Here is a 23,512-nt window from a genome sequence, read left to right as displayed (position 1 = left end):
CGGGTGCTTGCACTCCATGCAGCCGGGGAGGGGGGAGAACGGGCTTGATCCGAGGCCGTGCGTCTAAAAGGGGGACAGGACGAATATAGTGGGATACGCCCTCTTATGGCACGTTACGGGATCGGAGGTTGTCCCCCTTGGAAACCAATTGGCTTGAACCGGCTCCGTGGAGCCGGACCGAAGAGGACCGGCGGGTCCGGGAGCTCATCGCGGTGATCCGGCAGACCTGGGCTGCCCTGAGCGTGGACTCTGCCGGCAGGGGGATTCCTTCTTCCGTGAGGTCCGCGGTGGAGCTGCTCCGGCATCATGTTCGCCAGCCTTACTCGGCGGAGCAGGTGGAGCAGGTGCTGACCCACCGGGACGTGTCCCGGCTGCATAAGGGCCTGCTCGCGAAGCTGGCGGAGGCCGAAGCGGGCATGGAGCTGGCCGATGCCCTGCAGCTGGGTGTCCGCTCCCGGTTGGAGCTGGACGATCTGGGAGACCACGGCAGCTGGAGAGTCTACGAGACCCTCGTCGGACACGAGCTCGAGCTGCTCGGCGGCCTGCTCCCGGCCGGTCTCCCCCTGGCTTTCGTGGGCAGCGGCCCGCTGCCGCTCAGCGCGGTGCTCATTCATCTGCGGCAGGGCAGCCCGGTTACCTGCATCGACAGCGATCCTGCCGCATGCGCCGTCTCCCGGACACTCCTCGGCAGGCTGGGTCTGAAGGAGGGCATCCGGGTGGTGCAGGAAGAAGGCTGTGCCTTCGACTATGCGCCTTACGCGGCTGTGTTCGTCGCCTCTCTAGTGAGCGGGAAAGCCGGTGTGCTGGAACGCATCCGTGACACGCGGGCCGATACCGTGGTAGCCGTCCGGACGGCGGAAGGGATGCGCCGGCTGATGTACGAGTCCGTCGATGAAGCGGAGCTGTCCGCCGCCGGTTGGAGCCTGCTGGGACGGACGCGGCCGGCCGAGCGGGTCGTGATCAACTCGACGCTGTTGTACCGGCAGTCCTAGGGCCATAAGCTTCGGTGCCGTTCTGCCGGCACGCCGTCTGCCGGACACGGGAGCGGGAGTACGAAGCGCCGGCCGGCGGCGGGTGCGGTTCGCCCAGCTCCATTCATCCATATGCCGTGACGAACAGACTTCCGGAAGCGGGACGGGGAGGTCTGTTTTGGCTTTTTCAAAGGTTCCACCAGAATCTCCTTACCAAATCTTAACGAATTCTGCTGAATGACTTGTCCTGCGCCGGGGTAATATATGGAAATCCCATTTGAGGTTTGGCGGTGAAGTCATGGAACAAGAACCGCTGCTGAAGGTAGAGCAGCTGGCACTGAAGAAGCGGAAGATCTACCGGCAGAGCCTGCTCCGGTATCTCTCGAGATCGGCGCTGGCCAGCATGTTCATCGGCTTCGGGGTCATTGTGGCGTTCCGTACGGGCAGCTTCTTCTATCTTGAGCACTCCCCGTTCACGTACCCGATGGCGGCGCTGACGTTCGGGGCGGCGATCATTCTGATCGCATACGGGGGTGGAGACCTCTTCACCGGGAACACGTTCTACTTCACGTATGCGGCGCTGCGCAGGCGGATCCGCTGGATCGAGGCGGCCAAGCTGTGGGCGGCGAGCTACGCAGGCAACATCCTCGGCGCCGTCGTGTTTGCGGGGCTGATCTACCTGACGGGGCTGTTCCGGGACAACAGCGTCAATGCTTTTCTGCTGAGTGTGGTGGAGAAAAAGATGCATGCCCCGGTACTTGAGCTGTTCTTCCGTGCGATTCTGTGTAACTGGCTCGTCTGCCTGGCGTTCTTCATCCCGATGTCGTTCAAGCAGGACGGGCCCAAGATGTTCGCCATGATGCTGTTCGTCTTCTGTTTCTTCATTTCGGGCTACGAGCACAGCATCGCCAACATGTGCACCTTTGCCATTGCGCTGGTGCTGCAGCACCCGGGCACGATCTCCTTCGAAGGGGTCGTTTACAACCTGATCCCGGTGACGATCGGCAATTTTATCGGCGGGGCAGTGCTCATGGCAGCGATGTATTATTATGTCAACAAGCCGTTTCTGGACGGGCAGGAAGGGTAATCCATGAGGAAGCAGGCCGGTAAGGCCTTCGAATACGCTTGAAACCGGAAAGGATGGATGAACGTGAAAAAAGCAACCCGGATTGCCGTCATCGGTGTAGGAGCGGTCGGCTCTACGTCTGCGTATACCCTGCTGCTGCGGGAGAGGGCGGACGAGCTTGTGCTCATCGACGCCAACCATGAGAAGGCGGTCGGCGATGCGCTCGACATGAACCACGGCCTGCCCTTCCTGGGCCGGACGAAGGTATGGGCGGGCACCTACGAGGACTGCCGGGACGCCGAGATTATCGTGATCACGGCCGGAGCCGCCCAGAAGCAGGGCGAGACGCGGATCGATCTGCTGAAGCGCAACGCCTCGATCTTCGACAGCATCATCGGCGAGGTGACGAAGGTCAACTCCCACGGCATCCTGCTGATCGCAACGAACCCGGTGGATGTCATGAGCTATCTGTCCCTTAAGAAGTCGCAGTGGCCGGCGCACCGGGTTATCGGCACGGGCACGCTGCTCGACAGCGCCCGCTTCCGTTATCTGATCGGGGAGCATCTCAGCATCGACCCCCGCAGCGTGCATGCGCACATCATCGGGGAACACGGCGATTCGGAGGTCCCCGTATGGAGCCTGGCGAATGTGGCGGGGACGGAGCTTGGGATCGGAAACGAGGCCAGAGAGGACATCTTCACGAATACCCGGGATGCCGCCTACCAGATCATCTCGGCCAAAGGAGCCACCTATTACGCCATTGCGCTGGCGATCGACCGGATCTGCACGGCGATCCTCCGGGACGAAGGCGCGGTGCTGAACGTGTCCACCCTGCTCGAGGATTACCATGGGATATCGGATGTATATCTCGGCGTCCCATGCATTGTGGACAAGCAGGGCGTACGCTCGGTGATGAAGCTGAAGCTGTCCGGGGAAGAAACCGACGGACTGCATCGCTCAGCCGGGAAGCTGCGCGACATTATCCAGTCCATCGGATTGTAGGGCTTGCAGCATTCGAGGCGGAAGTCAGGGACACAGCTGCGGAGAACAAACAGCTGAAATGGTGCAAAAAAAGTCCGGTCGGGGCAGGCATGACGCTTCCCCCGGCCGGACTTTTGCTGTTCTCAACTCGAACGTTTTCTTACGTCCCGCCCACGGCAGCCCGATATCCCGCAGGGCCTTCCTCCGGCGGCGCTTCAGCCCGTTTGCGAGAGCAGCTCCGCGGACAGCTTCGTATAGAGGCTCGGGCGCGGTGCCTGCGCCGCAAGCCTCAGATGATGCCGGGCCTCCGCCGTTTCCCCGCAGGCCAGATAGTAGCGGCCGAGCAGATACTGCTCATAGGGGATCAGGAGCTGTTTGTCCATCACCAGGAGCGTTTTTCCGAAAAAGAACCTTTTTCGATTCTTAAGGGCCAGGAAGGTACCGAAGGAGGCTTCCGCTTCGACGGTACGGCCAAGCTCCCTCTCCATCACGGCCAGGAGCAGATGGTTGGCCGGCACGTCCAGGTGCTTCATGGATGCGGCCAGATCCTGATGCGCAGCAGCCAAGTCTCCGCCGGACAGGAAGGCATTGAACGACTTCAGCCCGAGGCGCAGCCCTTCCGCGTTGGAGTCGAGCCCGCCGCCGAGCCCTTCCAGCAGCCGGTCCGACGTCTCAAACGCTCCCATATTCGTGTACAGCTGCGCCTTGATCAGCTGCAGCCTGATCCGCATCCGGGGGCTGCGTGCATATTTGCGCTCCCTTCGGTCCACCTCCTCGAAGGCTTCTTCCACCCGTCCGGCGTGGAACAGCCGATGGTACTGGAGTCCGTCCCATACGGCCAGCGGCACCGATGCCAGCAGCACCAGCGGGAGGAACACGAGGAGCCAGCCCTGGCGGCCGGAGGACACCAGCAGTACGGTGCCGAGGAAGGTAAGGGCGTAGTACAGCAGCATAGCGAGTTTCAATGTACGGTTCCTGCTTTCCATAGAGTCTGAAAGAAAAGAATAATAGAGGGGGAAGAAGCTGTCAACTTCATACTACGGCCTGGGCGGCGGATGTCTGCTGCGCGGCCCTGGATTCAGTCCTGTCGGTCCCTCCCTCCCTTTTCACGCCTTCTTCATTCAGGAAGCAGGGGGCCGTAGGGGCAGCCGAGGAAGTCTCCACAGCGGCCGGCGGGGCGCAGGAGATTCTGCTTGCCGGCAGCGGAAGCCATGGAGGCTTGGATGCGTAAGCATGGCGGGGCAGGGCCGCCGGCTGCCGTGAGCCCCTCCGGGCCGTTTGTTAAGATCCTATGAAGGTTAAGATCCTATGAAGATTAAGATCCCGTGAAGGTTAAGATCCTATGAAGCTTTCCAGCCTGCCGGGGGTTGTATGCTATAATGGCGCGGAGCACATCACAACTGGAGCTGAGGAGGAGCTGCCGTGCGAAGCGTAACATTGGACGGAACGAGAATGGCGACGAAGGAAGAGCTGCACCGTGAACTGAAGGAGAAGCTGGGGCTGCCGGAGCACTACGGGAACAACCTGGATGCGCTGTGGGACTGCCTCACCGGTGAGGTGGAGCTGCCGCTCGAAATCGATTGGAAGCACTACGGGGCGGCCGTGCAGGCCCTCGGCCCTTACGGCGAGAGTACGGCCGAGCTCTTCGAAGAGGCCGTCAGGCAGCTGGACGGCAGCTTCCGGTTTACGAAGGATGCGTAGCCCGGCGAGCAGGGAACCGGGCGGCGTGAAGCTGGAGGTCATCGCTGTGAATGCGGCGGAGGCTGCGGCCGCCGTCCGATGCGGCGCGGACCGGATCGAGTATATCGCCGCCTTCGAAGAAGGCGGACTGACGCCGGAGCCGGGAAGCATTCAAGAGGTCGTGGAAGCCGTGCCGGTCCCGGTGCACGTGATGGTGAGGCCGCACAGCCGTTCGTTCCGGTACGAACGGGACGAACTCCTGGAGATGGCGGAGTCGGTCCGCCTCATCCGTGCGGCCGGCGCCGGCGGGGTGGTGCTCGGCGCCCTGACCCGGGAAGGCACCGTGGATGAGGAAGCGCTGAAGGTGCTGCTGGAAGCGGCAGGGGACTTGTCCGTCACCTTCCACCGGGCGTTCGACGAGATCGGGGACCAGCCTGGCGCCCTGCGGACGCTGCTCGCCTACCCGCAGATCCGGCATGTGCTGACCTCCGGCGGCCGGCCGAGCGCCCTAGAGGCGGCCGAGCGGCTCCGGGAGCTGACGGAGCTGAGCCGCGGCACGCATCTGACGGTGCTGGCCGGCAGCGGCCTGCGCCCCGAAGGGCTCGAAGCGTTTCTCCGCCGCACGGGCGTGCGGGAGGTCCACTTCGGGACCGGGGTCCGGTTCGGCGGGGATCCCGCACAGGGGATCGATCCGGAGCGCATGCAGGCGGTGAAGGCCATTTTGGAGCGGTTCGGCGAGGAAACAGCATAGGGCGTCCCAAGCGGAGGGTCCGCGAAGATCAGTAGGCACGGGACACACCGGTTCGCGGTGATGCCTTACCGTGCGGCCGGACTCGCGGGTCCTCTTTCTTTGTGTGACCCGGATAGACCGGGAAGCGGAATTTCCGTTCCGGCGCTATCCAACAAAAAAAGCACTGTCCTCGGACAAGTGCTTTTTTGTTTACTCGTTCGTATCCAAAGAAGACGCTGCGGTCTCGTATATGTCTTCGTCCGGTGCATCGTAAGGCACGCGATCTTCCTCATAATACATCTCTCATTCACCTCCTATCTTTTGTCAGTATAGGAAAATAGATTTAACGCGGTATTAACCCGGTGTTAAAGATTCGTAAAGGAGGCGGCGACGGGAGAACCGCGAACGGGAGTGAAGGTCACTCTGCCGGCATGTGATCCCCTTACCGGAGTAAGGGGATTTTTGGCATATGCCATGCATGCCCGGGCTCAAGCTATACGCGGCCTTTACATTTGATTCTTGGTCACGGTTATGTTCTTGGCCCCGGTTGTTCTGCTCTCGGTGAGAAAGTAGATCAGAGCCAGGACCGGCAGAAGGGTTCCGATGAGAGAGGTGAGCTTCCAGCCCCCTTGCGCATAAGACCAGCTTCCCACAGAGGAGCCGATGGCGCCCCCTATAAAGAAGATGGACATAAAGAGTCCGTTCAGGCGTCCTCTCGCTTCACTGCCCAGGGAGTAAATCGCGCGCTGACTGATGACCAGATTTCCCGACACGCTCATGTCGAGTGTAATGGCGGAGATGAAGAGAAGGATCAATGCGAGTACAGAATGACTGGCGAACAAATGAATGAGCAAAAACGACATGAAGGCCGTCACCATGGCCAGCCCGGTTAACCTCCTGCTCCAGCCCCGATCGGCTAATCTTCCGGCCATCGGGGCAGCGATGGCGCCGGCTACGCCAACCAGGGCAAACCATGCAATGCCGCTTTGGGACATGCCGAACGTATCGGCCAAGTGTAAGGGAACGACCGTCCAGAACAGGCTGAAGGCGCCGAATAAAAAAGCTTGATATAAAGCGCGGCGCCGCAAAGCCGGAGTTCGATGCAGGATAGCACCTAAGGAAAGAATCAGTTGTCCGTAACGAACCGCAGGAGACGGCTTGCGATATGGAAGAGCGTACCCTAATACAGCGGCAAGCAGAAAGGTAACGGCTGCCGATATCACAAATATGGCTCTCCAGTCCCAAATGCCGGCAATAAAACTTGCCAAGGGCCGGGCGAACATAATCCCCAGTAAAAGACCGCTCATGACACTGCCGACCACGCGGCCGCGCTCTTCCTCAGACGCCAAGAAGGCGGCGAGGGGGACCAGAATTTGAGCGACTGCAGATCCGATTCCAATAAACAGAGATGCGGACAAAAACCAGGGTGCGGTTTGGGCGAAACCTGCAGTCAGCAGTGCTGCGACGGCCACCATAAGCATGATCACCGTGAGGCGCCGATTTTCAATGACGTCGCTTAACGGTACGATGAACAGCAGCCCGATGACATAACCGATCTGAGTTACGGTCACAATGAACCCTGCGGCTGCAGATGAGAGGCCGATGGCATCGTGAATCGGCCCTACCAGGGTTTGGGCGTAATAAAGATTGGCAACGATAAGCCCGCATGCGGCTGACAACAGAAGCATGATCCAGCTTGAAACCCGACGGTCTGGACTACCTTGTACCTTTTGCATAGTGATCCTCCTCAAATTATATACTGAACGTATCGTTTTGTAATTGCTGATTCCAATAATATACTGAACGTATCGTTTTGTAAATAGGCTTTTTAAAACGGCTCAACTTTCGTATACTAAACGTATGGTTTATATAGTGCTGACGATGAACAGCAGTAAAGGAGGGTTCACGTGCAGGCGAAAAGAGGGCGTCCGCGCAATGTGGAGACGCAAAACGCCATCCTCTCCGTTTCCTATGATCTCTTGCTGGAAATGGGCTTTGGAGCGGTGACCGTAGAAAAAATCGCGGATCGGGCCAAGGTCAGCAAGGCTACGATCTATAAATGGTGGCCCAACAAGGCTGCCGTTGTCATGGACGGCTTTTTGTCCGCCGCCACCGCAAGACTTCCTGTACCGGATACGGGAGAGGTGCTCCAGGATATGCTGGCGCATGCCACGAACATGGCCCGGTTTATGTTAAGCCGTGAGGGTTCCATTTTTCTCGAGATTATTGGGGAAGGACAGATGGATCCCGCATTGGCGGAGGCTTATCGGACCCGCTATATCCAGCCCCGCCGGCAGGAGGTTCATGGAATTTTGGACCGGGGGATTGGGCGTGGAGAATTAAAAAAGGATCTCGATCGCGCACTATGTACGGATCTGGTCTACGGACCCATATTCTACCGCTTGTTGGTTACGGGGGACCGGATTGACGATACCTATATCAAGGAGCTGGTAACCCAAGTCTATGAAGGAATCCGTGCCGATTGAAATCGGCTGGTGAACGGCTAAGATTCGGGACGCCGAGCGAACCGCTGCGCTGCTTTCGTACCCGGAGCCGCAGCAGGTGCCGGCCGAAGCGGCCACAAACCGCTGCATGCGAGGCGGTCGTTTCGTTGCACTGCAGGGCAGCCTGAACGGGCTGCTCTTTTTTTGTGATGGAGCCTCCCAATACAGGGAATTATTGGTATAATAGAATGACATCCAATCATTCAAGGGCGATGCCGCCTGTGGAACGAAGGAGGAACCATGCGTCCCGTTTGGTACATGCTCCAGCTGGCCGCCGCAGGGATCACGCTGTTCATGCACCTGATTCTGGCCCTCTGGCAGGGCGGCGATCTGGTCCATATAGGGGACTGGAAGGAGCAAACGGTCTTCACTCCCCAAGGGGAGGACTACCCGTATCTGGCCGACCGTCTGCTCTATGCCGCCAAGAATTATCCGATGACCCCGATCGTCATCGTCGTCTGCTCCGTCTATACGGGCTGTGTCCTGCTGGCTGCCCTCCGCTGGCTCGAGTCCGAGCGGTCACGGGAACCGGCGCCGTCCGCATGGGATTCGGATGCCGGCCTCCCTTGGGAGGACTCCTGGCCGGGACGCCCGTAAGCTTGGCGGGAGCGGACCTTCCGAATCCCCGCTCCCGCGGGCGGGCCCGCTCGGGTCCGCCCGCATGCTGCTGCCACTCCGTCCTTGTCTCTAATTCGAATCCGCGCCACGGGCGCGGATTTTTTTGATTCGCTCAACCGGACCCCTGGTCAAAATAGTGCACATTCCGGTCAGAATCGGACGCGGCGCTCCCTCCCGCCGGCCCGTATAGTTAAGCTATCAAATCCGACACGAAGAGGGGGAAGATATGGCAATGAAACAAGCGGCTGCGGAGGGATTCTCCCCCAAGGCCGGCGCGAACTTCTGGAACCACCGGCGCAGGGAGGCCCTGACCGGCTGGCTGTTCCTCGGACCGGAGTTGCTCGGCATCCTGGTGCTGTATGTGTTTCCGGTTTTCTTTTCACTCTACCTGAGCCTGTGCGACTGGAATCTGGTCGGCGGGATCTCCGCGATGAAGTTCGTCGGCCTGGACAACTACGCGGAACTGTTCCAGGACGCGAAGGTGGGCGCCGCCCTGCGCAACAACCTGGTGTATACGCTGCTGACGGTGCCGCTAGGCATGTTCCTGGCCCTGCTGCTCTCGGTTGTCATCCACTCGAAGGTGTATCTGCAGAGCTACTTCAAGGTGGCGTTCTTCATCCCTTACATCTCGTCGATCATCGCGGTGGGGGCGGTATGGAGCGCTCTGTACCACCCTTCGCTCGGGCCGATCAACCAGTTCCTGATGAGCATCGGAATCGGGCAGCCGCCGATGTGGCTGCCCGATCCGAACTATTCGCTGATCTCGATCGCGATCATTGCGGTCTGGGCCGGCATCGGCTACCAGATCGTCATCTACCTGGCCGGCCTCTCCGGGATTCCGGACGAGCTCTACGAGGCGGCCGAGATTGACGGCGCGTCGAAGCTTCAGCAGTTCCGCCGCATCACGCTGCCGCTGCTCGGCCCGACGAACTCCTTTTTGTTCATCACCCTGCTCATGGGCTCCTTCAAGGTATTCGACCTGGTCGCCTTCCTGACCGGCGGCGGACCGAACAACGCTTCGACGGTGATCGTGTACCGCATCTATGAGGAGGGCTTCCAGAACTTCCGCATGGGCTATGCCTCCGCGATCTCCTGGCTGCTGTTCGCCATCGTCGGAGTGATCACGTTCATCTCCTGGCAGATCCAGAAGCGCAGTGTCCATTACTAGAAGAGGAGGCAGCAAGCCATGCAGTCCCAAACGATCAACCCGCTCAAAGCCGTAACGACCCTGTTCATGGGAGCCGTCTCCCTGGTCTTCCTGGTGCCCCTACTGTGGATGGTATCGGCCGCCATGAAATTCGAGAAGGACGTTCTCGTGTTTCCGATCCAGTGGATCCCCACGGCCTGGAATGCGGCCGGCAACTTCAAGGCGGTCTGGATGGCGGACATCCCGTTTTATCTCTTTTATCTCAATTCGCTGAAGCTGGCCCTGATCGTCACGGTCATCACCATCCTCTTCTCGTCGATGGCGGCCTTCGCCTTCACGAAGCTGCAGTTCAAGGGGCGGGACTTCGCGTTCGGCATCCTGCTCTCCTTCATGATCATCCCCGAGCAGGCGACACTGGTACCGCGCTTCCTGTTCATCAAGTGGCTCGGTCTGTATAATACCCATGCGGCGCTGGTCGTGACGATGATGTTCTCGATCTACTTCACGTTCCTCATGCGCCAGTTCATGATCGGCATCCACCCGGAATTCATCGAGGCGGCCAAGATCGACGGGGCCGGACCCTTCCGGATCTACTGGGGTATCATGCTGCCGCTGTGCAAGCCGATTCTTGCTACAGTCGGCATCATCAAATTCATCTGGACCTGGAACGATTACCAGCACCCGCTCATTTTCCTGCTCGACAAGGAGCTGTTCCCGATTACGCTCGGCATGCAGCTGTTCAAGGACGACTATGCCGACAACTTCGCCGTCCTCATGATGGCTTCCCTCTCGGCGATCATTCCGCTGCTGCTCATCTTTATCATCCTGCAGAAGCAGGTCATCAAGGGGATCTCGCTTGGCGGCGTGAAGGGCTGAAGAGCGGAGCCTGCAGGGCTGTAAGAGTGGAGTGACTGGGAATCTATGGAAGTCAAAATAATGCACGAATTGTACCGAAAACTGCACAGCCATCCGGCGGCGCGGCCCGTATAATCAGGCATGTAAGCGCTGCATGAACAGGCTGCATGAATAGAATCGAGAGAAACGACAGGGGGACTGCATATGCGCAGAACAAAGAACAAGGGATATGTGAAGCTGATCGCCGGTACGGCGGCCATCGGCGTGCTGCTGGCCGGCTGCGGCGGGGGCGCCAAGGAACAGGGGGCGGCCTCCGGCGAGGGAGCCTCCCAAGGGGCATCCGGGAACGTCACGGTCAAATATTACAACTGGGACAACGAGGTGAGCGCGGGAGTCACCAAGAAGATGATCGACCAGTTCGAGGCCAAGCATCCGAATATCAAGGTCGAGCCCGTGTCCCTTGTGCCGGGCAACTCCGAGGAGACGATGAAGAAGCTCGACGTGCTTCTCTCCTCCGGCGAGCAGGTCGACGTCGTGCTTCTGCCGAACCTGCGGCACCTGTACTCCCGAGCCGAGCAGGGCGTGCTGGCCCCGCTGGACGAGCTCTATGCCAAGGAGAAGGTGAACCCGGCGGACGAGTATTACGTGAATCCGAGGTACAAGGACAAGTATTACGGCATCCAGAACAACACGACGCTGAACTTCGTGCTCCTGAACAAGGATGCGCTCGATGAGGCCGGCCTGCCGGTGCCGAAGCTCGGCTGGACGTGGGACGACTTCCGCGACTATGCGAAGAAGCTGAACAAGGGTGAAGGGCCGTCCAAGCGGTACGGCGCTTACTTCCACAACTGGACGCTGTACATGAACCCGACCGCCCAGGTATACCGGCAGCATCCGTTCCTGACCGAGGAGGGAGGCACGAACTTCGGCGATCCGAGCTTCCGCGACTTTTTCAATCTGAGAAGAGCGATGGAGAAGGACGACAAGTCGGCGAAGTCCTATGCGGATGTTATCGGGGCGAAGCTGAACTACCGTGCGGAATTCTTCAACGAAAAAGCGGCGATGATCCTCGCGGGCAACTGGATGATCAGCGAGGTCGGCGATACGGCCAAGTTCCCCCACAAGTTCAAAACCGCCTTCGCCCCCGTACCGCTGCCTTCCAAGGACGCGGGCACGGATGTCTACATGGGCGGCCAGTTCCTGTCGCTCGGCGCCGCATCGAAGCATAAGGACGAAGCGTTCCTCTTCGCCCGCTTCCTCTCGACGAACATGTCCGAGGCGCGTACGGAGCTGCCGGGCTGGAAGAAGGGCGATATCAAGCCGCTCGTCGACCGCCTGATCGGAACGAACAAGGAGCTCTACGACGTCGAATCGCTGAACGGCACGCTCTTCAACGAGAAGATCAAGGCGCTGCCGCCTTCGAAGATCGCCGTGCCTTACGAAAAGGATCTCGACAAGCTGCTGACCGACGGCTTCTCGAAGTTCATCCTCGACAACCAGCCGGTGGAAGAGACGCAGAAGTGGCTTGTCGACGAGGCGAATAAGATCATTCAGGCGAACAAGAAGTAACGAACCCCAGTCATCAACCGGCCAGCGGCGCTTTGTCTTCGCAGCCGCCAAAAGGACACCTTATGGTGTCCTTTGTTTTACCGGGGAGGCACAAGGGGGCTGCAGCTTCGGCAGAAGACAGATGGGCTGGTCCCCGCTGGAGCAGGGTACCGGCCGCCAACCGGCGGCACAGTGACTGCATTCCCGGGTGGGCACATCACCGCCCTTCCGCCTGCACCGGCCAGATTTCTGCTCCGCAGAGCGGCGTTTCAGGCTATAATGGGGACAAGAGATTTCGACAAGATTCGAGTTATTTTCTGCCAAGTATGGAAGGGGGAGCGGGATGCTGCGGGGCTCATTTTACAAACGGATACAGGCATCGTTCCTCGTCTTCATTCTGGTGCCCGTCATGGCGGTGTCCGTCGTGTCGTATCAGGTGACGAAATCCACGCTGATGGAGAAGATCCGGCTGACGAACCAGTCGGTGCTGGATCTGATGGCGAAGGACATCACGAAGCTCATCGACGATCTGTCGTATACGACCCATTATTTTGCCCGGGATGCGTCCGTCCGCCGGCAGCTGGTCTCCTTCGCGGACACGAAGGGGATCGAGGATTACTCGGCGTACCGCCGGTACATGGAGATTCAGGGGATCTTCGAGAGCATCGCGATGAAATCGCTGAATAAGGACATCCGGATGTATCTGGCCAACCCTCACGGCTTCATCATTCCGTATATGGACATTCCGGGAGGCACCGGGAGCGGCATCGAGGAGATGCGTCACGACTATGAAGCCCTTCGCCCGAAGATCTCGCTTACGGCCTCGGACGGCCTGCAGTGGCTCGGCAGCGTAAGGGGCGCAGCGGATGCGCCCGGCTCTCCGGGCTATTATTATATCGCCCGGGTCGTCACCGGCGAGTCGCCGGAGCAGCGCGAGCTGGCCGCGCTCATGGTGGGGATCTCCGCCGCCTACTTCGAGAGCCTGTTCGAGCCGTTCCGCGAAGGCGCCTTCGCCCTCTTCGCGTCGGACGGCGCCCGCGTGGCCGGCTCGGCGGCACTGCCTTATACCGCTGAGGAGGCGGCAGGGGATGAGGTCCGCAACGAGACGATCCTGCCCAAGGGCGGGTGGAAGCTCGTCTACCAGACGCCGAAACACAGCATCACAGGGGAGATTACCCAGGCGTTCTTCTGGAGTGCGCTGTTTATCTTCCTGTTCTCGGGGCTGTTCCTTCTGCTCTCCGTGTTCCTGGCGAAGCGGCTTCACCTGCCGGTGAAGCGGCTGCAGGCGCTGGCCAAGCAGTACGGCCAGGGCAACCGGAAGCTAAGGTACCAGCCGTCGGGCATCGATGAGATCGAGGAGCTCGGCGGCGCGGTGAACGGGATGCTTGACGATATTGACAAGCTCATCGCCGGCATCGAGGAAGAACAGCACCAGAAGCGGGTGCTGGAGCTGCAGGCGCTGTATGCGCAGATCCGGCCGCATTTTCTGCTCAACACCCTGAACTCGGTCCGCTGCTCGCTCGTGCTGGAGGGCGACCGCCGCCACGGAGGGCAGATCGAGTCGCTGATGAGCCTGCTCCGGGCGTATATGAAAGCCGGGGAGCTGGCGACCCTGCGCAGCGAATGCCAGCTGCTGCGTCATTACACGGACATTATGGAGATGCGCAGCGACCGGCAGATCGGGCTCGAGATCATGCTCCCGCCCGAGCTCGAGGAATTCCCCATGCCGATGCTGGCGCTCCAGCCGCTGATCGAGAACGCCGTCGTGCACGGGCTCTCCGACCGGGAAGAGGGCGCAAGGATCGAAGTGGAGGTCCGGCGCGACGCGGATCGGGTGGAGATCCTCATCCGCGATAACGGGGCCGGAGCGCCGCAGGCCCGGCTCGACGAGCTGAACCGGCTGCTCGGCGCCGGAGGGGCGGACGAGACGGCGGCGTATGAGCGCGTAGGCTTGTACAACGTGCTGCAGCGGCTGCGGCTCACCTTCGGGGAGGGGGCGGCGATGAAGCTCAGCCCGGGACCCGTCGAAGGGCTCGAGGTGCTGCTGCGGCTGCCGGGTTCGGCGGGCCTCGGCGCAGGGCCGGCGGGGAGAACAGGGGAGGAGCGGCAGGGAAGGCTGCCGACTGCAGGCTGATCCGGAGGAGGAAGATGACATCTTATGCTCAAAGTGCTGCTGATTGATGACGATGTTCCCATGCTCAAATATGTGGCGCAGCTGGCGGATTGGGAAGAGCTCGGCCTGCGGGTCGTGGGACGGACCTACTCCAGCGCGAAGGCGCTGCAGCTGTTCAGGGAGCTGCTGCCGGATCTCGTGATAACAGATATCGGGCTCCCGCAGATCAACGGGCTGGAGCTTGCAGCCGAATTCACCCGGTTGAAGCCCGAAGTGCGGCTGATCTTCCTTACCTGCCATGAGGACTTCCATTATGTCAAAAAGGCGCTCACCCTCGATGCGGACGACTACCTTATCAAGGATGAGCTGACGAAGGAGCAGCTGGAGGACGCGCTGCGGAAGTCGGCGGCCCGGATCAGCGAGCAGGGTGTGCGGACCGAGCAGCTGGCCTACAAGGAGGATGTCAGCCGCAACGCCGATCTGCTCAAGGAGTCGCTGATCGGCCAGCTGCTGCAGGGGGCGGACCCGGACGCCGTCCGCAGCTATGCGAAGCGCCTCGGCATCCCGTGGGAGTATGCCGCGTTCCTGCCGGCCGCCGTACGGCCGCTTTATGCTCCGGTGATATCCAGATACGGGGCTGCGGGCCTGGCCCCCATCCGCTACGGGCTCTACAACATGGCGTCGGAGATCGCCGCTCGTTATGAGGGCATCAGCGTGTTCCGGCAGGAGGACTCGCTGCTCCTCGTCCTGAACTACCGGCCTACACTCGCTTTCAACGAAAGGGAGTATCTTCAGCGGTATTGGCACGAGCTGCAGGCATCGGGCCGCCATTATCTGCACGTGGAGCTGACGGGTGTCTACGGCCCTGTCCGGCTGCCGCTGGCCTCGCTCGGGGACGGCATCCGGGGGCTTCAGCAGACGGGATTGCGCTTCTTCTACCGGAAGCCGGGTCTGGAGCTCCTGGGTGTCCCGGCAGCCGCCAGAGGGACGGGAGACGGAGAAGAGGGGCCGCCCTGCGCCCCGGTGCAGCTGCTCGAGGCGCAGTGGCAGCAGCTGCAGGCTGCGGTGCGGGAAGGCGGGGCGGACGAGGCGGAAGCGGCGCTGTCCGCGTTCGGGGAGGCGGCGCTGCTTCAGCGCATCGAGCCGGGAGAGCTGATCCGCTCCTGCTCCGCCAAGCTGCGCCTGCTGGAGCTGCAGGTGCCGGGAGAGGTGCCGGAGGCCGCATTCTATCAGGCGCTGGAGGCTGCCCGGTACCTGGAGGATCTGCTGGGCGTGCTGGGCACCGGCATCCGCAGGCTGCTCGGCACCCGCCGAAGCCGGGAGGAGCTGCTCCACCGCGAGCCGAAGCTGCAGGCCATCGACGATTTTGTGCTGCGGCGGCTCTCCGAGAACATCAGCTCGGTCGACATGGCGGCCCACCTGTACATGAATCCGAGCTATTTTTCCCGCTACTTCAAACGGCTCACCGGGGAGAACTTCACCGATTACGTCAACGGGCTGAAGATGAAGATCGCCTCGAAGCGGCTCGGGGCCGGAGAGGAAACCGTCGAGCAGGTCGCCCTGGCACTCGGGTATTCGGACCGGACCTACTTCTCCAAGGTGTTCAAGAAATACGTCGGCGTGACGCCGCGGGAATTCCGCCGGAGCTAAGATGCAAGATGGGCTCAGCACGCAGGCGGGTTGCGACCGTTGGAGCGGGTGTCGAGAGGGCTGGAGCCGGAAGAACGCCGGAGCATGCTCCGAAGTGTCGTACTAGTGAAGCCAAGTGTCTGGATGAAGTTGTTATTCTCAGGATCTGTGATCCTTTGTAAAGTCGTCATCATGATACGTCATCATGAAACGTGATCCTGTGAAGCGTCAAAAATGTGCACATACGAGTCAGAATCCTGCACTTTCTCCGCCGTCCGCATCCTGTATGATAAAGATCAATCCTGCATAAGGCGGTGCGTTTCCATGAAACCAGGTTGGAAGAAGGTCTGGACAGGCTTGCTGGTCTGTTGTCTGCTGCTGGGATCGTTCGGGGGGCCGGCGGCTCCCGCTGCAGCGGCCGATGAGTATGATACCCTGCGTATCAAATGGGAGAGCCTGCTGACGGGCGAGCCGGGCTACAATACGGCGGACCCCGATATCGCTGCGCAAATCTCGGCGGTCACCGGGGCGGCCCGGACGCATTGGAACACGATGAACAAGACGGCAGGGCGCACCGCCCTGTGGAGCGACCTGGCGGACTGGAGCCAGTCCGCCACGATCACGGCTTCGTACTCCCGTCTCAAGAGCATGGCGGCAGCCTACGGCACAACCGGCTCCGAGCTCGAAGGAGATGCCGGCTTGGCCGCCGATATTGTAAGCGCTCTCGATTGGATGTACGCGAACGCCTACAACGAGACGAAGAGCGAGACGGGCAACTGGTGGGATTGGGAGATCGGCACCCCGCTGCTCCTCGGCGATATCATGGTGCTGGTCTACGACCGATTATCTGAGGCGCAGAAGTCGAACTACATCAAGGCGATCGACAAGTTCTGCCCGGATCCGGCGAAGCGCACGATCACCCCTGCGATTACGGAAACCGGCGCGAACCGGCTCGACAAAGCGCTGATCAATGCCCTGCGCGGCACGGTCGGCAAGTCTTCGGCCAAGCTGGCGCAGGGGCGCGATGCGATGAGCCAGACGTTCCTCTACGTAAGCGACGGGGACGGCTTCTACCGGGACGGCTCCTTTGTCCAGCACAATGACGTGGCCTACACGGGCAGCTACGGCCTCGTGATGCTCGGCGATCTGGCGAAGCTGCTCTACCTGCTGCAGGGCTCCTCGTGGAGCGTGACCGATGCCAATCTGGCGAACGTCTACAACTGGGTGGAGGAAGCCTACCGGCCGCTGGTCTACCAGGGCGCGATGATGGATATGGTGCGGGGCAGAGCCATCTCCCGCAGCGAATCCGAAGATCATACGGCCGGACGGTCGGCTGCCGTGTCGATCGTCCGTCTCGCCCAGGGGGCCCCGCAGGACAAGGCGCTGGCGTTCCGCCGGATCGCCAAGTCGTGGATGCAGGCCGACCGCACCTTCGCGAATTATTATGCGGGCCTGGCCATCTATGACATCGTCCGCATGAAGGCTCTGGTGGCCGATACTGCCCTCGCGCCTGCGGCCCCGCTGGCCAAGAGCCACATGTTCGCGGGGATGGACCGGTATGTGCATCACGGCTCCGGTTTCGCGTTCGGGCTCTCGCTGTTCTCCTCCCGCATCTCGGCCTTCGAGTACATCAACGGGGAGAACAGCAAGGGCTGGTATACCGGAGCGGGAATGACCTTCCTGTACAACGGGGATCAGGCGCAGTATGCGGGGAACTACTGGCCGACGGTGAACATGATGCGCCTGCCGGGGACCACGACCGACGGGTATGCGCCGGCGCTGCCCGTGAACAGCAAGCATTACCTCGGCACGAAATCCTGGGCGGGCGGCTCCTCGCTGTCCGATGCTTACGGCTCGGCCGGCATGGAGCTCTCGATGTCCGCCGTGACCGGCTCCACCCTGCAGGGCAAGAAATCATGGTTCGTCTTCGGCGACCGGATCGCCGCTCTCGGCGCGGGGATCAGCGCATCGGACGGACGCCGGGTGGAGACGGTCATCGAGAACCGCAAGCTTGCCTCGGGAACGGCGGCCCTGACGGTCAACGGCACGGCGAAGCCGGCGTCGGCGACGTGGTCGGAAGCGATTACAGGCGTCCGCTGGGCTCACTTGGCCGGACCTGCGGCAGACAGCGGGATCGGCTACTACTTCCCGTCGGCATCGACGGTGCAGGGGCAGCGGGAGCAGCGGACCGGCAGCTGGAACGGCATCAACAGCGGGCAGAGCTCCGCTGCCGTGACGAACACGTTCGCCAGCCTCGCGGTCGACCACGGCGTGAACCCGACCGCCGGTTCGTATGCCTACGTGCTGCTGCCGAACCGGGATGCGGCGGCCGTCTCGGCCTTCGCGGCAAGTCCCACCGTGCAGGTGCTGTCCAATACGGCGGCCGTGCAGGCGGTCCGCGATACGGCGGCGAAGGCGGTCGGAGCGAATTTCTGGAACGATGCCGCCGCTGCCGTGAACGTAGACGGCGCCCCGTGGATCACCTCGGACAAGAAGGCGTCCGTCACGACCGTCGAAGCGGGGAAGGAGCTGAGCATCGCCGTCTCCGATCCGACCCAGGCGAACACAGGGGAGATCCGTATCGAGATCGGCCGCAGCGCGGCAGGGGTCATCTCCGCCGATCCGCTTGTGACGGTCACCCGGCTCAGCCCGACCGTGCAGCTGACCGTGAAGCCGGGCGGCACGCTGGGCCGCTCCCTGCGAGTGAAGCTCAGCCTGCCCGGCGTGATCGGGTCGGCAGCGGACGCCTATGTCCGCGACGGCTCTTACGCCGGCACGAACTACGGCGCGGACGGCTCGCTTGCCGTCAAGCTGGATGCGGCCGGCTACCAGCGCCAGTCCTATCTGCGCTTTGACCTGGCGTCCGTCACGGCGCCGGTCACGAGTGCGAAGCTCCGCCTGGTGCCTGCCCAGACCGGCATGGCCGGGATGACGAATGAGGCCCATCTCGTCAGCGATACGGCCTGGGGGGAGAGCACGCTCACGTGGAACAGCCGGCCGGCCGACGGCGCCCTCATCGGTTCGTGGACCGTGCCGGCCGCCGGCTCACCCCTCGAGATCGATGTCACCGGCCAGGTCAATGCGGCGCTCTCGGCGGGCGGGAAGCTGTCCATCCGCCTGTCGGCACCTGCCAATTCCGGGGCGGACGGCTATGTCAACTACGCCTCCAAGGAGTACGGCACGGCTCCAAGCCGTCCCCAGCTGCTGATTGTCCCGTAAGAACCGTTGAGAACCGTAAGAACCGTAAGACAGACCTTTTTTGCCGAGAAAGGAACAGAAGGAGAGAGAGAAGCCATGGCTGTGTTTGGAATCGAGCAGGACCGTTTCACCTACGATGGAGAGGAGATTAGGCTCTACTCCGGGGCGATCCACTACTTCCGCATCGTGCCGGAGTACTGGGAGGACCGGCTTAGAAAGCTGAAGGCCTGCGGCTTCAACACGGTGGAGACCTACGTGCCGTGGAATCTGCATGAGCCGCAGGAAGGCCGCTTCGTCTTCGAAGGGATGGCCGATCTCGAGCGCTTCATCCGGCTGGCCGGCCGGCTTGGGCTTCATGTCATTGTCCGGCCGAGCCCGTATATTTGCGCGGAGTGGGAATTCGGCGGGCTTCCGGCCTGGCTGCTCGCCGAACCCGGCATGAAGCTGCGCTGCGCCGATCCCCTGTACCTCTCGAAGGTAGACGCCTACTATGACGAGCTGATTCCGCGGCTCGTTCCGCTGCTCTGCACGAGCGGAGGACCGGTAATCCTGGTGCAGGTGGAGAATGAGTACGGCAGCTACGGCAGCGACAAAGCTTACCTGGAGCATCTGCGGGACGGCCTGGTCCGCCGGGGAATCGATGTGCCGCTGTTCACCTCCGACGGGCCGACGGATTCCATGCTGCAGGGCGGATCGCTGCCCGGCGTGCTCGCTACGGTGAACTTCGGCTCCCGCACGGCCGAATCGTTCGCGAAGCTGAGAGAGTATCAGCCGCAGGGCCCGCTGATGTGCATGGAATACTGGAACGGCTGGTTTGACCACTGGATGGAGGAGCATCATCAGCGGGATGCGGCGGATGCGGCGCGGGTGTTCGGCGAGATGCTGGAAGCGGGGGCTTCCGTGAATTTCTATATGTTCCACGGGGGGACGAACTTTGGCTTCCACAACGGAGCCAACCATATCAAGACGTATGAGCCCACGATCACGAGCTACGATTATGACAGCCCGCTCACGGAGTGGGGCGAGCCGACGGCGAAATATTATGCCGTGCGCGACGTGCTGGCGGAGCACCTGCCGCTCGGCGCGCCGGAGCTGCCGGAGCCGATCCCGCGGCGCACCTACGGCACGGTGCGGGTGACGGAGCGGGCGGATCTGTTCGCCCAGCTCGATCGGCTCTCGTCCCCGGTGACGCGGCCATGCCCGGAGACGATGGAGAGGCTCGGGCAGGCGTACGGCTTCGTGCTGTACCGCACGCGGATCAGCGGGCCGCGGACGGGGCAGGTGCTGCACGTGCAGGAGGTGCGGGACCGGGCGCAGGTGTTCCTGGACGGCACGCCGGCCGGCGTCGTGGAACGCTGGGACCCGCAGGGGCTGCCTGTGACGGTGCCCGAGGGAGGCGCCGCCCTGGATATTCTCGTCGAGAACATGGGGCGGATCAACTACGGCCCGCTGCTCAGCGACGCGAAGGGCATCACCTGCGGCGTACGCCTCGACAACCAGTTCCAGTACGGCTGGACGATGTACGGGCTGCCGCTGGACTCGCTGGAGGGGGTGGCGTACGAGCCGCTTGCCGAAGGGGAGGCGCCGGGCGGTCCGGCCTTCTACCGGGCCGCCTTCGAGGTGGACGAGCCGGCGGATACCTTCGTCCGGCTGGACGGCTGGACCAAAGGCGTCGTCTTCATCAACGGCTTCCATCTCGGCCGGTACTGGGAGCGGGGGCCGCAGAAGACGCTCTATCTGCCGGGGCCGCTGCTGCGCCGGGGGACCAATGAGCTCGTCGTCTTCGAGCTGCACGGGGCCGTGAGCCCGGAGCTGCTCCTGACGGAGGAGCCGGATCTCGGCAGCGCCGTGCCGGTGGTGCCGGAATTCTAGCCGACGGCTCAATCGAACAACGAAGAACGCCCTGCCTGTGGGAAAGCGTGAGCTTTCGCCCCAGGCAGGGCGTTCTTATGGAAGAAGAGATTTCAGCAGCAGGGAGAGGCGGCCCAAGGGCCTACGTATCGCTCTCCGTCCCCGGCTGCGGCTGCTGCTGCGCCGTCTGCTTCGCGGGCCACGAGATGCGGTGCGAGGTGCCGCTGAGCGTCTCATAGAACAGTAGCGAGCCCTTGGTGAACAGCCGCGAGAGCAGGTGCAGGAAGAACATCAGGCTCGCAAGGAACAGCAGCAGCTGAATGACCAGCGGTCCCCAGGGATACAGCGTGTGCTCCAGGGCCGCCCCGCGGAAGGCGAACAGGCTGCCGAAGTACCCCCAGTAGAGCGGACCGTAGCGCAGGAAGAGGTCGCGCAGGGAGACGCGGCCGCCGGCCCCCCGCAGCTGGATACGGACGAGCCACTTGCCGAAGGTGCGGCCGTCCGTCACGTACGGGATGAGCATGAAGTATACGCCGGTGGCGATCCAGTAGGCGCCGGGCAGGCCGGCGTAGTCCAGCACCGGCAGGACGAGGGCCAGGCAGAGGTTATCGACGGTGAACGCGGCGGCGCGGCGGGTATACGATACCCGCTTCGATGCGACGTCCACCCCTTTGTCGAGCTGCTCGATGCGCGGGAGCAGCCCGGACAGCCACTCGGCCAGGAGGAAGCCGACGACCCCGCCGAACGTGTTGGCGATGAGGTCGTCCACGTCGAAGATCCGGTACGCGCTGGCATAGTAGCCGTAGATCCCGGTGACCTGGGTCACCTCGAAGAAGAGGGAGAGCCCGAAGGACAGCAGCAGGCACCGGAGCCATGCCGCACGGAAGTAATAGCGCAGGAACATCCCGAAGGGCACGGTCAGCCCGATGTTGAAGAGAACCTGCAGGAGCGCGCGCTCCTGAAGCAGAAGCCCATACGTGGAGGGCTCCGCGAAGTTCACCTTCGTCTCCGCCAGAATGTCATGGATGAAGTGCAGCGGAAGCAGCTGCAGGCTTCCGCCCGGGAGCGGCGCGTTATCCCGCGAGGCGGGCAGCGGCAGCATCACGAGGAACAAGGCGTTCATCAGATACAGCAGCATGAGGTACAGCAGCGCCGCCCGCACCTTGTTGACGTAGCCGTAGCGCCGGTACTGGATCAGCAGGAACGGGAGCGTGAAGAACAACGCTGCGACGGGAAAGGCCATGAAGGCATAAGCAATGGGAAACAGATACGCTTGAAGCATAGAAGAAGCCACCTGCCGGGTAAGGATTCGTCCTATTGTACCTTCTTTTGCCGCCGCAGTAAACAAGGGCTGTGCCCGTCCGGAGCGCCTGGCGCTTCGGCGGCATCAGCCCTTGTGCATGCTTCAAATCTCCGGAAGGATACCCGTCTTATCCGCCGGCCGTGTACGTGACCGTCTGGGTCCCCTTCAGTTGGAGCCAATAGCCGACCGTGTGCACGGCATAGGTCGTTCCGGGGACCATCGCTCCGCCGTTCAGGATCTCGAAGGTGGCGGTGGCGCCCTGCCTTGTGGTGACCTTGTACTGGGCGGTGAGCAGGGTGCCGTCCGGAGCCGACAGCAGCAGCCGCCGCGAGGCGAAGAGCTCGTCCTTCGGGTCGCTGGCGAGCGTCACCTGAAGCGTGGTTGCGTTCACGGCCCGGATCTCCACGGCCTCCAGGGCGGCTGCCGTCTTGGCGGTGAACGTGGGACTTGTAATCTCCGCCCAGTCGGAGGTCACCGTATAGGAGGTGCCCGCCTCGAAGACGGTCCCTTCCGGGAGGCGGTACTTCGGCGCCTGCCGCCCGTCCGTGTTCTGCGTGAACGGCACATAGACCGCCTTGAGGGGCGCGCCGCCCTGCGGCGTGACGATCACATAGCTGTCCCTCAGCGACGGGATCACCTGGTAGGTCTTCCCCTGGTGCTGCAGGTTCGCATCCAGGGCGAATTCCAGACCGCCCCGTTTGCCGGCATAAGCCTGCACGATATTGCTGTAGTCGGTGACCCCGTCCTCGAGCGAAGATTCGAGCTCCAGCGTATCGTAGGCGACCTGTGCGGCGGAGCGGAGCTTCAGCTTGTACGGGTTGCCGGTGAATTTGACCGGCTCCTGTCCCTTGTAGGAGAGGCTGTACAGGGTGCCCGGCGACTGGACGGTGGTGGGAACGATGTAAGTGGCGGCCGATCCGGTCTTGAGCTGCGGGATATTGCGGAGGGTCAGTCCGCCGGTGAACTGGAAGTTGGCTTTGGCGGTATCGACGGTAACCTCGGCCGGCGGGATCGGCGCCTCGAAGGTCACCTGCAGCGTAATCGGATTGATCGGCTCCACTGTGACGATCCGGTCCGATGCGTTCGCACCGGTGGAGCGGGCGTCCGCCTTGCCGCCGGCGAGCGGCTGGACTGCCAGCAGGAAGGCCAGCGTCCCGGTGAGCAGGGAAGGGGCAAGCTTCATGTTAGGTTCCTCCTTGAATGGGGATGGAGCATATTCAGACTGACCATAGCTTACCAATCCCAGGAAAGACATATTCATGATTTTTCCAAACGGGTGTGATCCAGTTCATTTGGAAGAACGGGCAAAGCGTAGTAG

General features: G+C 61.9%; 18 protein-coding genes. 14 read left to right on the top strand and 4 right to left on the bottom strand.

Features of this window, described 5'->3' with window-relative positions; genetic code table 11:
• Nucleotides 1–137 precede the first annotated feature (137 nt).
• The 3 genes from PM3016_RS22820 (at nucleotide 138) to PM3016_RS22810 (ending at nucleotide 3,039) form a co-directional block, all read left to right on the top strand.
• Entirely contained in the window at nucleotides 138–992 is an 855-nt protein-coding gene (locus PM3016_RS22820; RefSeq protein ID WP_014371110.1) for a nicotianamine synthase family protein, read from the top strand.
• Between the two features lie 277 nt (nucleotides 993–1,269).
• Entirely contained in the window at nucleotides 1,270–2,058 is a 789-nt protein-coding gene (locus tag PM3016_RS22815; protein WP_013918931.1) for a formate/nitrite transporter family protein, read from the top strand.
• A gap of 57 nt (nucleotides 2,059–2,115) precedes the next feature.
• Nucleotides 2,116–3,039 (top strand): L-lactate dehydrogenase, encoded by a 924-nt coding sequence (locus PM3016_RS22810; protein WP_014371109.1) that lies wholly within the window; start codon nucleotides 2,116–2,118, stop codon nucleotides 3,037–3,039.
• 194 nt (nucleotides 3,040–3,233) lie between these two features.
• On the opposite strand, the gene PM3016_RS22805 is transcribed toward PM3016_RS22810, so the two are convergent.
• Nucleotides 3,234–3,983, bottom strand: a complete 750-nt coding sequence (locus PM3016_RS22805; protein ID WP_013918929.1) for a hypothetical protein — start codon at nucleotides 3,981–3,983, stop codon at nucleotides 3,234–3,236.
• A gap of 457 nt (nucleotides 3,984–4,440) precedes the next feature.
• On the opposite strand from PM3016_RS22805, the gene PM3016_RS22800 reads away from it, so the two are divergent.
• Both PM3016_RS22800 and PM3016_RS22795 read left to right on the top strand, forming a co-directional pair.
• Nucleotides 4,441–4,719, top strand: a complete 279-nt coding sequence (locus PM3016_RS22800; protein WP_013918927.1) for a barstar family protein — start codon at nucleotides 4,441–4,443, stop codon at nucleotides 4,717–4,719.
• On the top strand, nucleotides 4,712–5,449 hold the full coding sequence (locus PM3016_RS22795; RefSeq protein ID WP_236628532.1) for a copper homeostasis protein CutC: 738 nt from the start codon (nucleotides 4,712–4,714) through the stop codon (nucleotides 5,447–5,449). The genes PM3016_RS22800 and PM3016_RS22795 overlap by 8 nt, the downstream gene beginning before the upstream one ends.
• Before the next feature lie 485 nt (nucleotides 5,450–5,934).
• Here the strand turns inward: PM3016_RS22795 and PM3016_RS22790 are convergent, their stop codons facing one another.
• Complete coding sequence (locus PM3016_RS22790; RefSeq protein ID WP_014371107.1) at nucleotides 5,935–7,164, bottom strand: MFS transporter; 1,230 nt, start codon at nucleotides 7,162–7,164, stop codon at nucleotides 5,935–5,937.
• A gap of 171 nt (nucleotides 7,165–7,335) precedes the next feature.
• On the opposite strand from PM3016_RS22790, the gene PM3016_RS22785 reads away from it, so the two are divergent.
• The 9 genes from PM3016_RS22785 to PM3016_RS22745 all read left to right on the top strand — a co-directional run bounded on the left by PM3016_RS22785 (nucleotide 7,336) and on the right by PM3016_RS22745 (nucleotide 20,912).
• Nucleotides 7,336–7,914, top strand: coding sequence for a TetR/AcrR family transcriptional regulator (locus PM3016_RS22785; RefSeq protein WP_013918923.1), 579 nt, complete (start codon nucleotides 7,336–7,338; stop codon nucleotides 7,912–7,914).
• A 258-nt stretch (nucleotides 7,915–8,172) separates the two neighbouring features.
• The gene (locus PM3016_RS22780) at nucleotides 8,173–8,529 is read left to right on the top strand and encodes a DUF4306 domain-containing protein (RefSeq protein WP_014371106.1); all 357 of its coding nucleotides are present in this window, start codon (nucleotides 8,173–8,175) and stop codon (nucleotides 8,527–8,529) included.
• A 247-nt stretch (nucleotides 8,530–8,776) separates the two neighbouring features.
• Nucleotides 8,777–9,718 (top strand): carbohydrate ABC transporter permease, encoded by a 942-nt coding sequence (locus tag PM3016_RS22775; RefSeq protein ID WP_014371105.1) that lies wholly within the window; start codon nucleotides 8,777–8,779, stop codon nucleotides 9,716–9,718.
• Nucleotides 9,719–9,736: 18 nt separating this feature from the next.
• The gene (locus PM3016_RS22770) at nucleotides 9,737–10,573 is read left to right on the top strand and encodes a carbohydrate ABC transporter permease (RefSeq protein WP_013918918.1); all 837 of its coding nucleotides are present in this window, start codon (nucleotides 9,737–9,739) and stop codon (nucleotides 10,571–10,573) included.
• A 183-nt stretch (nucleotides 10,574–10,756) separates the two neighbouring features.
• On the top strand, nucleotides 10,757–12,121 hold the full coding sequence (locus PM3016_RS22765; RefSeq protein ID WP_014371104.1) for an ABC transporter substrate-binding protein: 1,365 nt from the start codon (nucleotides 10,757–10,759) through the stop codon (nucleotides 12,119–12,121).
• A gap of 322 nt (nucleotides 12,122–12,443) precedes the next feature.
• Entirely contained in the window at nucleotides 12,444–14,234 is a 1,791-nt protein-coding gene (locus PM3016_RS22760; RefSeq protein WP_014371103.1) for a sensor histidine kinase, read from the top strand.
• 24 nt (nucleotides 14,235–14,258) lie between these two features.
• A complete protein-coding gene (locus PM3016_RS40885) occupies nucleotides 14,259–15,863 on the top strand; it encodes a response regulator transcription factor (protein WP_014371102.1) in 1,605 nt (534 codons plus the stop codon).
• Between the two features lie 303 nt (nucleotides 15,864–16,166).
• Nucleotides 16,167–19,061: a polysaccharide lyase family 8 super-sandwich domain-containing protein gene (locus tag PM3016_RS22750; protein ID WP_014371101.1), complete on the top strand. Its 2,895-nt coding sequence runs from the start codon at nucleotides 16,167–16,169 to the stop codon at nucleotides 19,059–19,061.
• Nucleotides 19,062–19,136: 75 nt separating this feature from the next.
• Nucleotides 19,137–20,912 carry a glycoside hydrolase family 35 protein gene (locus tag PM3016_RS22745; RefSeq protein WP_014371100.1) on the top strand — a complete coding sequence of 592 codons (1,776 nt, stop codon included), beginning with the start codon at nucleotides 19,137–19,139 and terminating at the stop codon, nucleotides 20,910–20,912.
• Between the two features lie 121 nt (nucleotides 20,913–21,033).
• On the opposite strand, the gene PM3016_RS22740 is transcribed toward PM3016_RS22745, so the two are convergent.
• Both PM3016_RS22740 and PM3016_RS22735 read right to left on the bottom strand, forming a co-directional pair.
• Nucleotides 21,034–22,173: a VanZ family protein gene (locus PM3016_RS22740; RefSeq protein ID WP_014371099.1), complete on the bottom strand. Its 1,140-nt coding sequence runs from the start codon at nucleotides 22,171–22,173 to the stop codon at nucleotides 21,034–21,036.
• 148 nt (nucleotides 22,174–22,321) lie between these two features.
• Entirely contained in the window at nucleotides 22,322–23,377 is a 1,056-nt protein-coding gene (locus PM3016_RS22735; RefSeq protein WP_014371098.1) for a hypothetical protein, read from the bottom strand.
• Nucleotides 23,378–23,512 lie beyond the last annotated feature (135 nt).

It is taken from the genome of Paenibacillus mucilaginosus 3016 (assembly GCF_000250655.1).
Lineage (GTDB): Bacteria > Bacillota > Bacilli > Paenibacillales > NBRC-103111 > Paenibacillus_G > Paenibacillus_G mucilaginosus.
This window is presented reverse-complemented; position numbering and strand designations above follow the sequence as displayed.

Bases quoted from the DNA above. Each gene is read 5' to 3' on its own strand.
- PM3016_RS22815 (WP_013918931.1), top strand. From the start codon at position 1,270: ATGGAACAAGAACCGCTGCTGAAGGTAGAGCAGCTGGCACTGAAGAAG.
- PM3016_RS22810 (WP_014371109.1), top strand. From the start codon at position 2,116: ATGAACGTGAAAAAAGCAACCCGGATTGCCGTCATCGGTGTAGGAGCG.
- PM3016_RS22795 (WP_236628532.1), top strand. From the start codon at position 4,712: ATGCGTAGCCCGGCGAGCAGGGAACCGGGCGGCGTGAAGCTGGAGGTC.
- PM3016_RS22790 (WP_014371107.1), bottom strand. From the start codon at position 7,164: ATGCAAAAGGTACAAGGTAGTCCAGACCGTCGGGTTTCAAGCTGGATC.
- PM3016_RS22780 (WP_014371106.1), top strand. From the start codon at position 8,173: ATGCGTCCCGTTTGGTACATGCTCCAGCTGGCCGCCGCAGGGATCACG.
- PM3016_RS22775 (WP_014371105.1), top strand. From the start codon at position 8,777: ATGGCAATGAAACAAGCGGCTGCGGAGGGATTCTCCCCCAAGGCCGGC.
- PM3016_RS22770 (WP_013918918.1), top strand. From the start codon at position 9,737: ATGCAGTCCCAAACGATCAACCCGCTCAAAGCCGTAACGACCCTGTTC.
- PM3016_RS22765 (WP_014371104.1), top strand. From the start codon at position 10,757: ATGCGCAGAACAAAGAACAAGGGATATGTGAAGCTGATCGCCGGTACG.
- PM3016_RS22760 (WP_014371103.1), top strand. From the start codon at position 12,444: ATGCTGCGGGGCTCATTTTACAAACGGATACAGGCATCGTTCCTCGTC.
- PM3016_RS40885 (WP_014371102.1), top strand. From the start codon at position 14,259: ATGCTCAAAGTGCTGCTGATTGATGACGATGTTCCCATGCTCAAATAT.
- PM3016_RS22750 (WP_014371101.1), top strand. From the start codon at position 16,167: ATGAAACCAGGTTGGAAGAAGGTCTGGACAGGCTTGCTGGTCTGTTGT.
- PM3016_RS22745 (WP_014371100.1), top strand. From the start codon at position 19,137: ATGGCTGTGTTTGGAATCGAGCAGGACCGTTTCACCTACGATGGAGAG.
- PM3016_RS22740 (WP_014371099.1), bottom strand. From the start codon at position 22,173: ATGCTTCAAGCGTATCTGTTTCCCATTGCTTATGCCTTCATGGCCTTT.
- PM3016_RS22735 (WP_014371098.1), bottom strand. From the start codon at position 23,377: ATGAAGCTTGCCCCTTCCCTGCTCACCGGGACGCTGGCCTTCCTGCTG.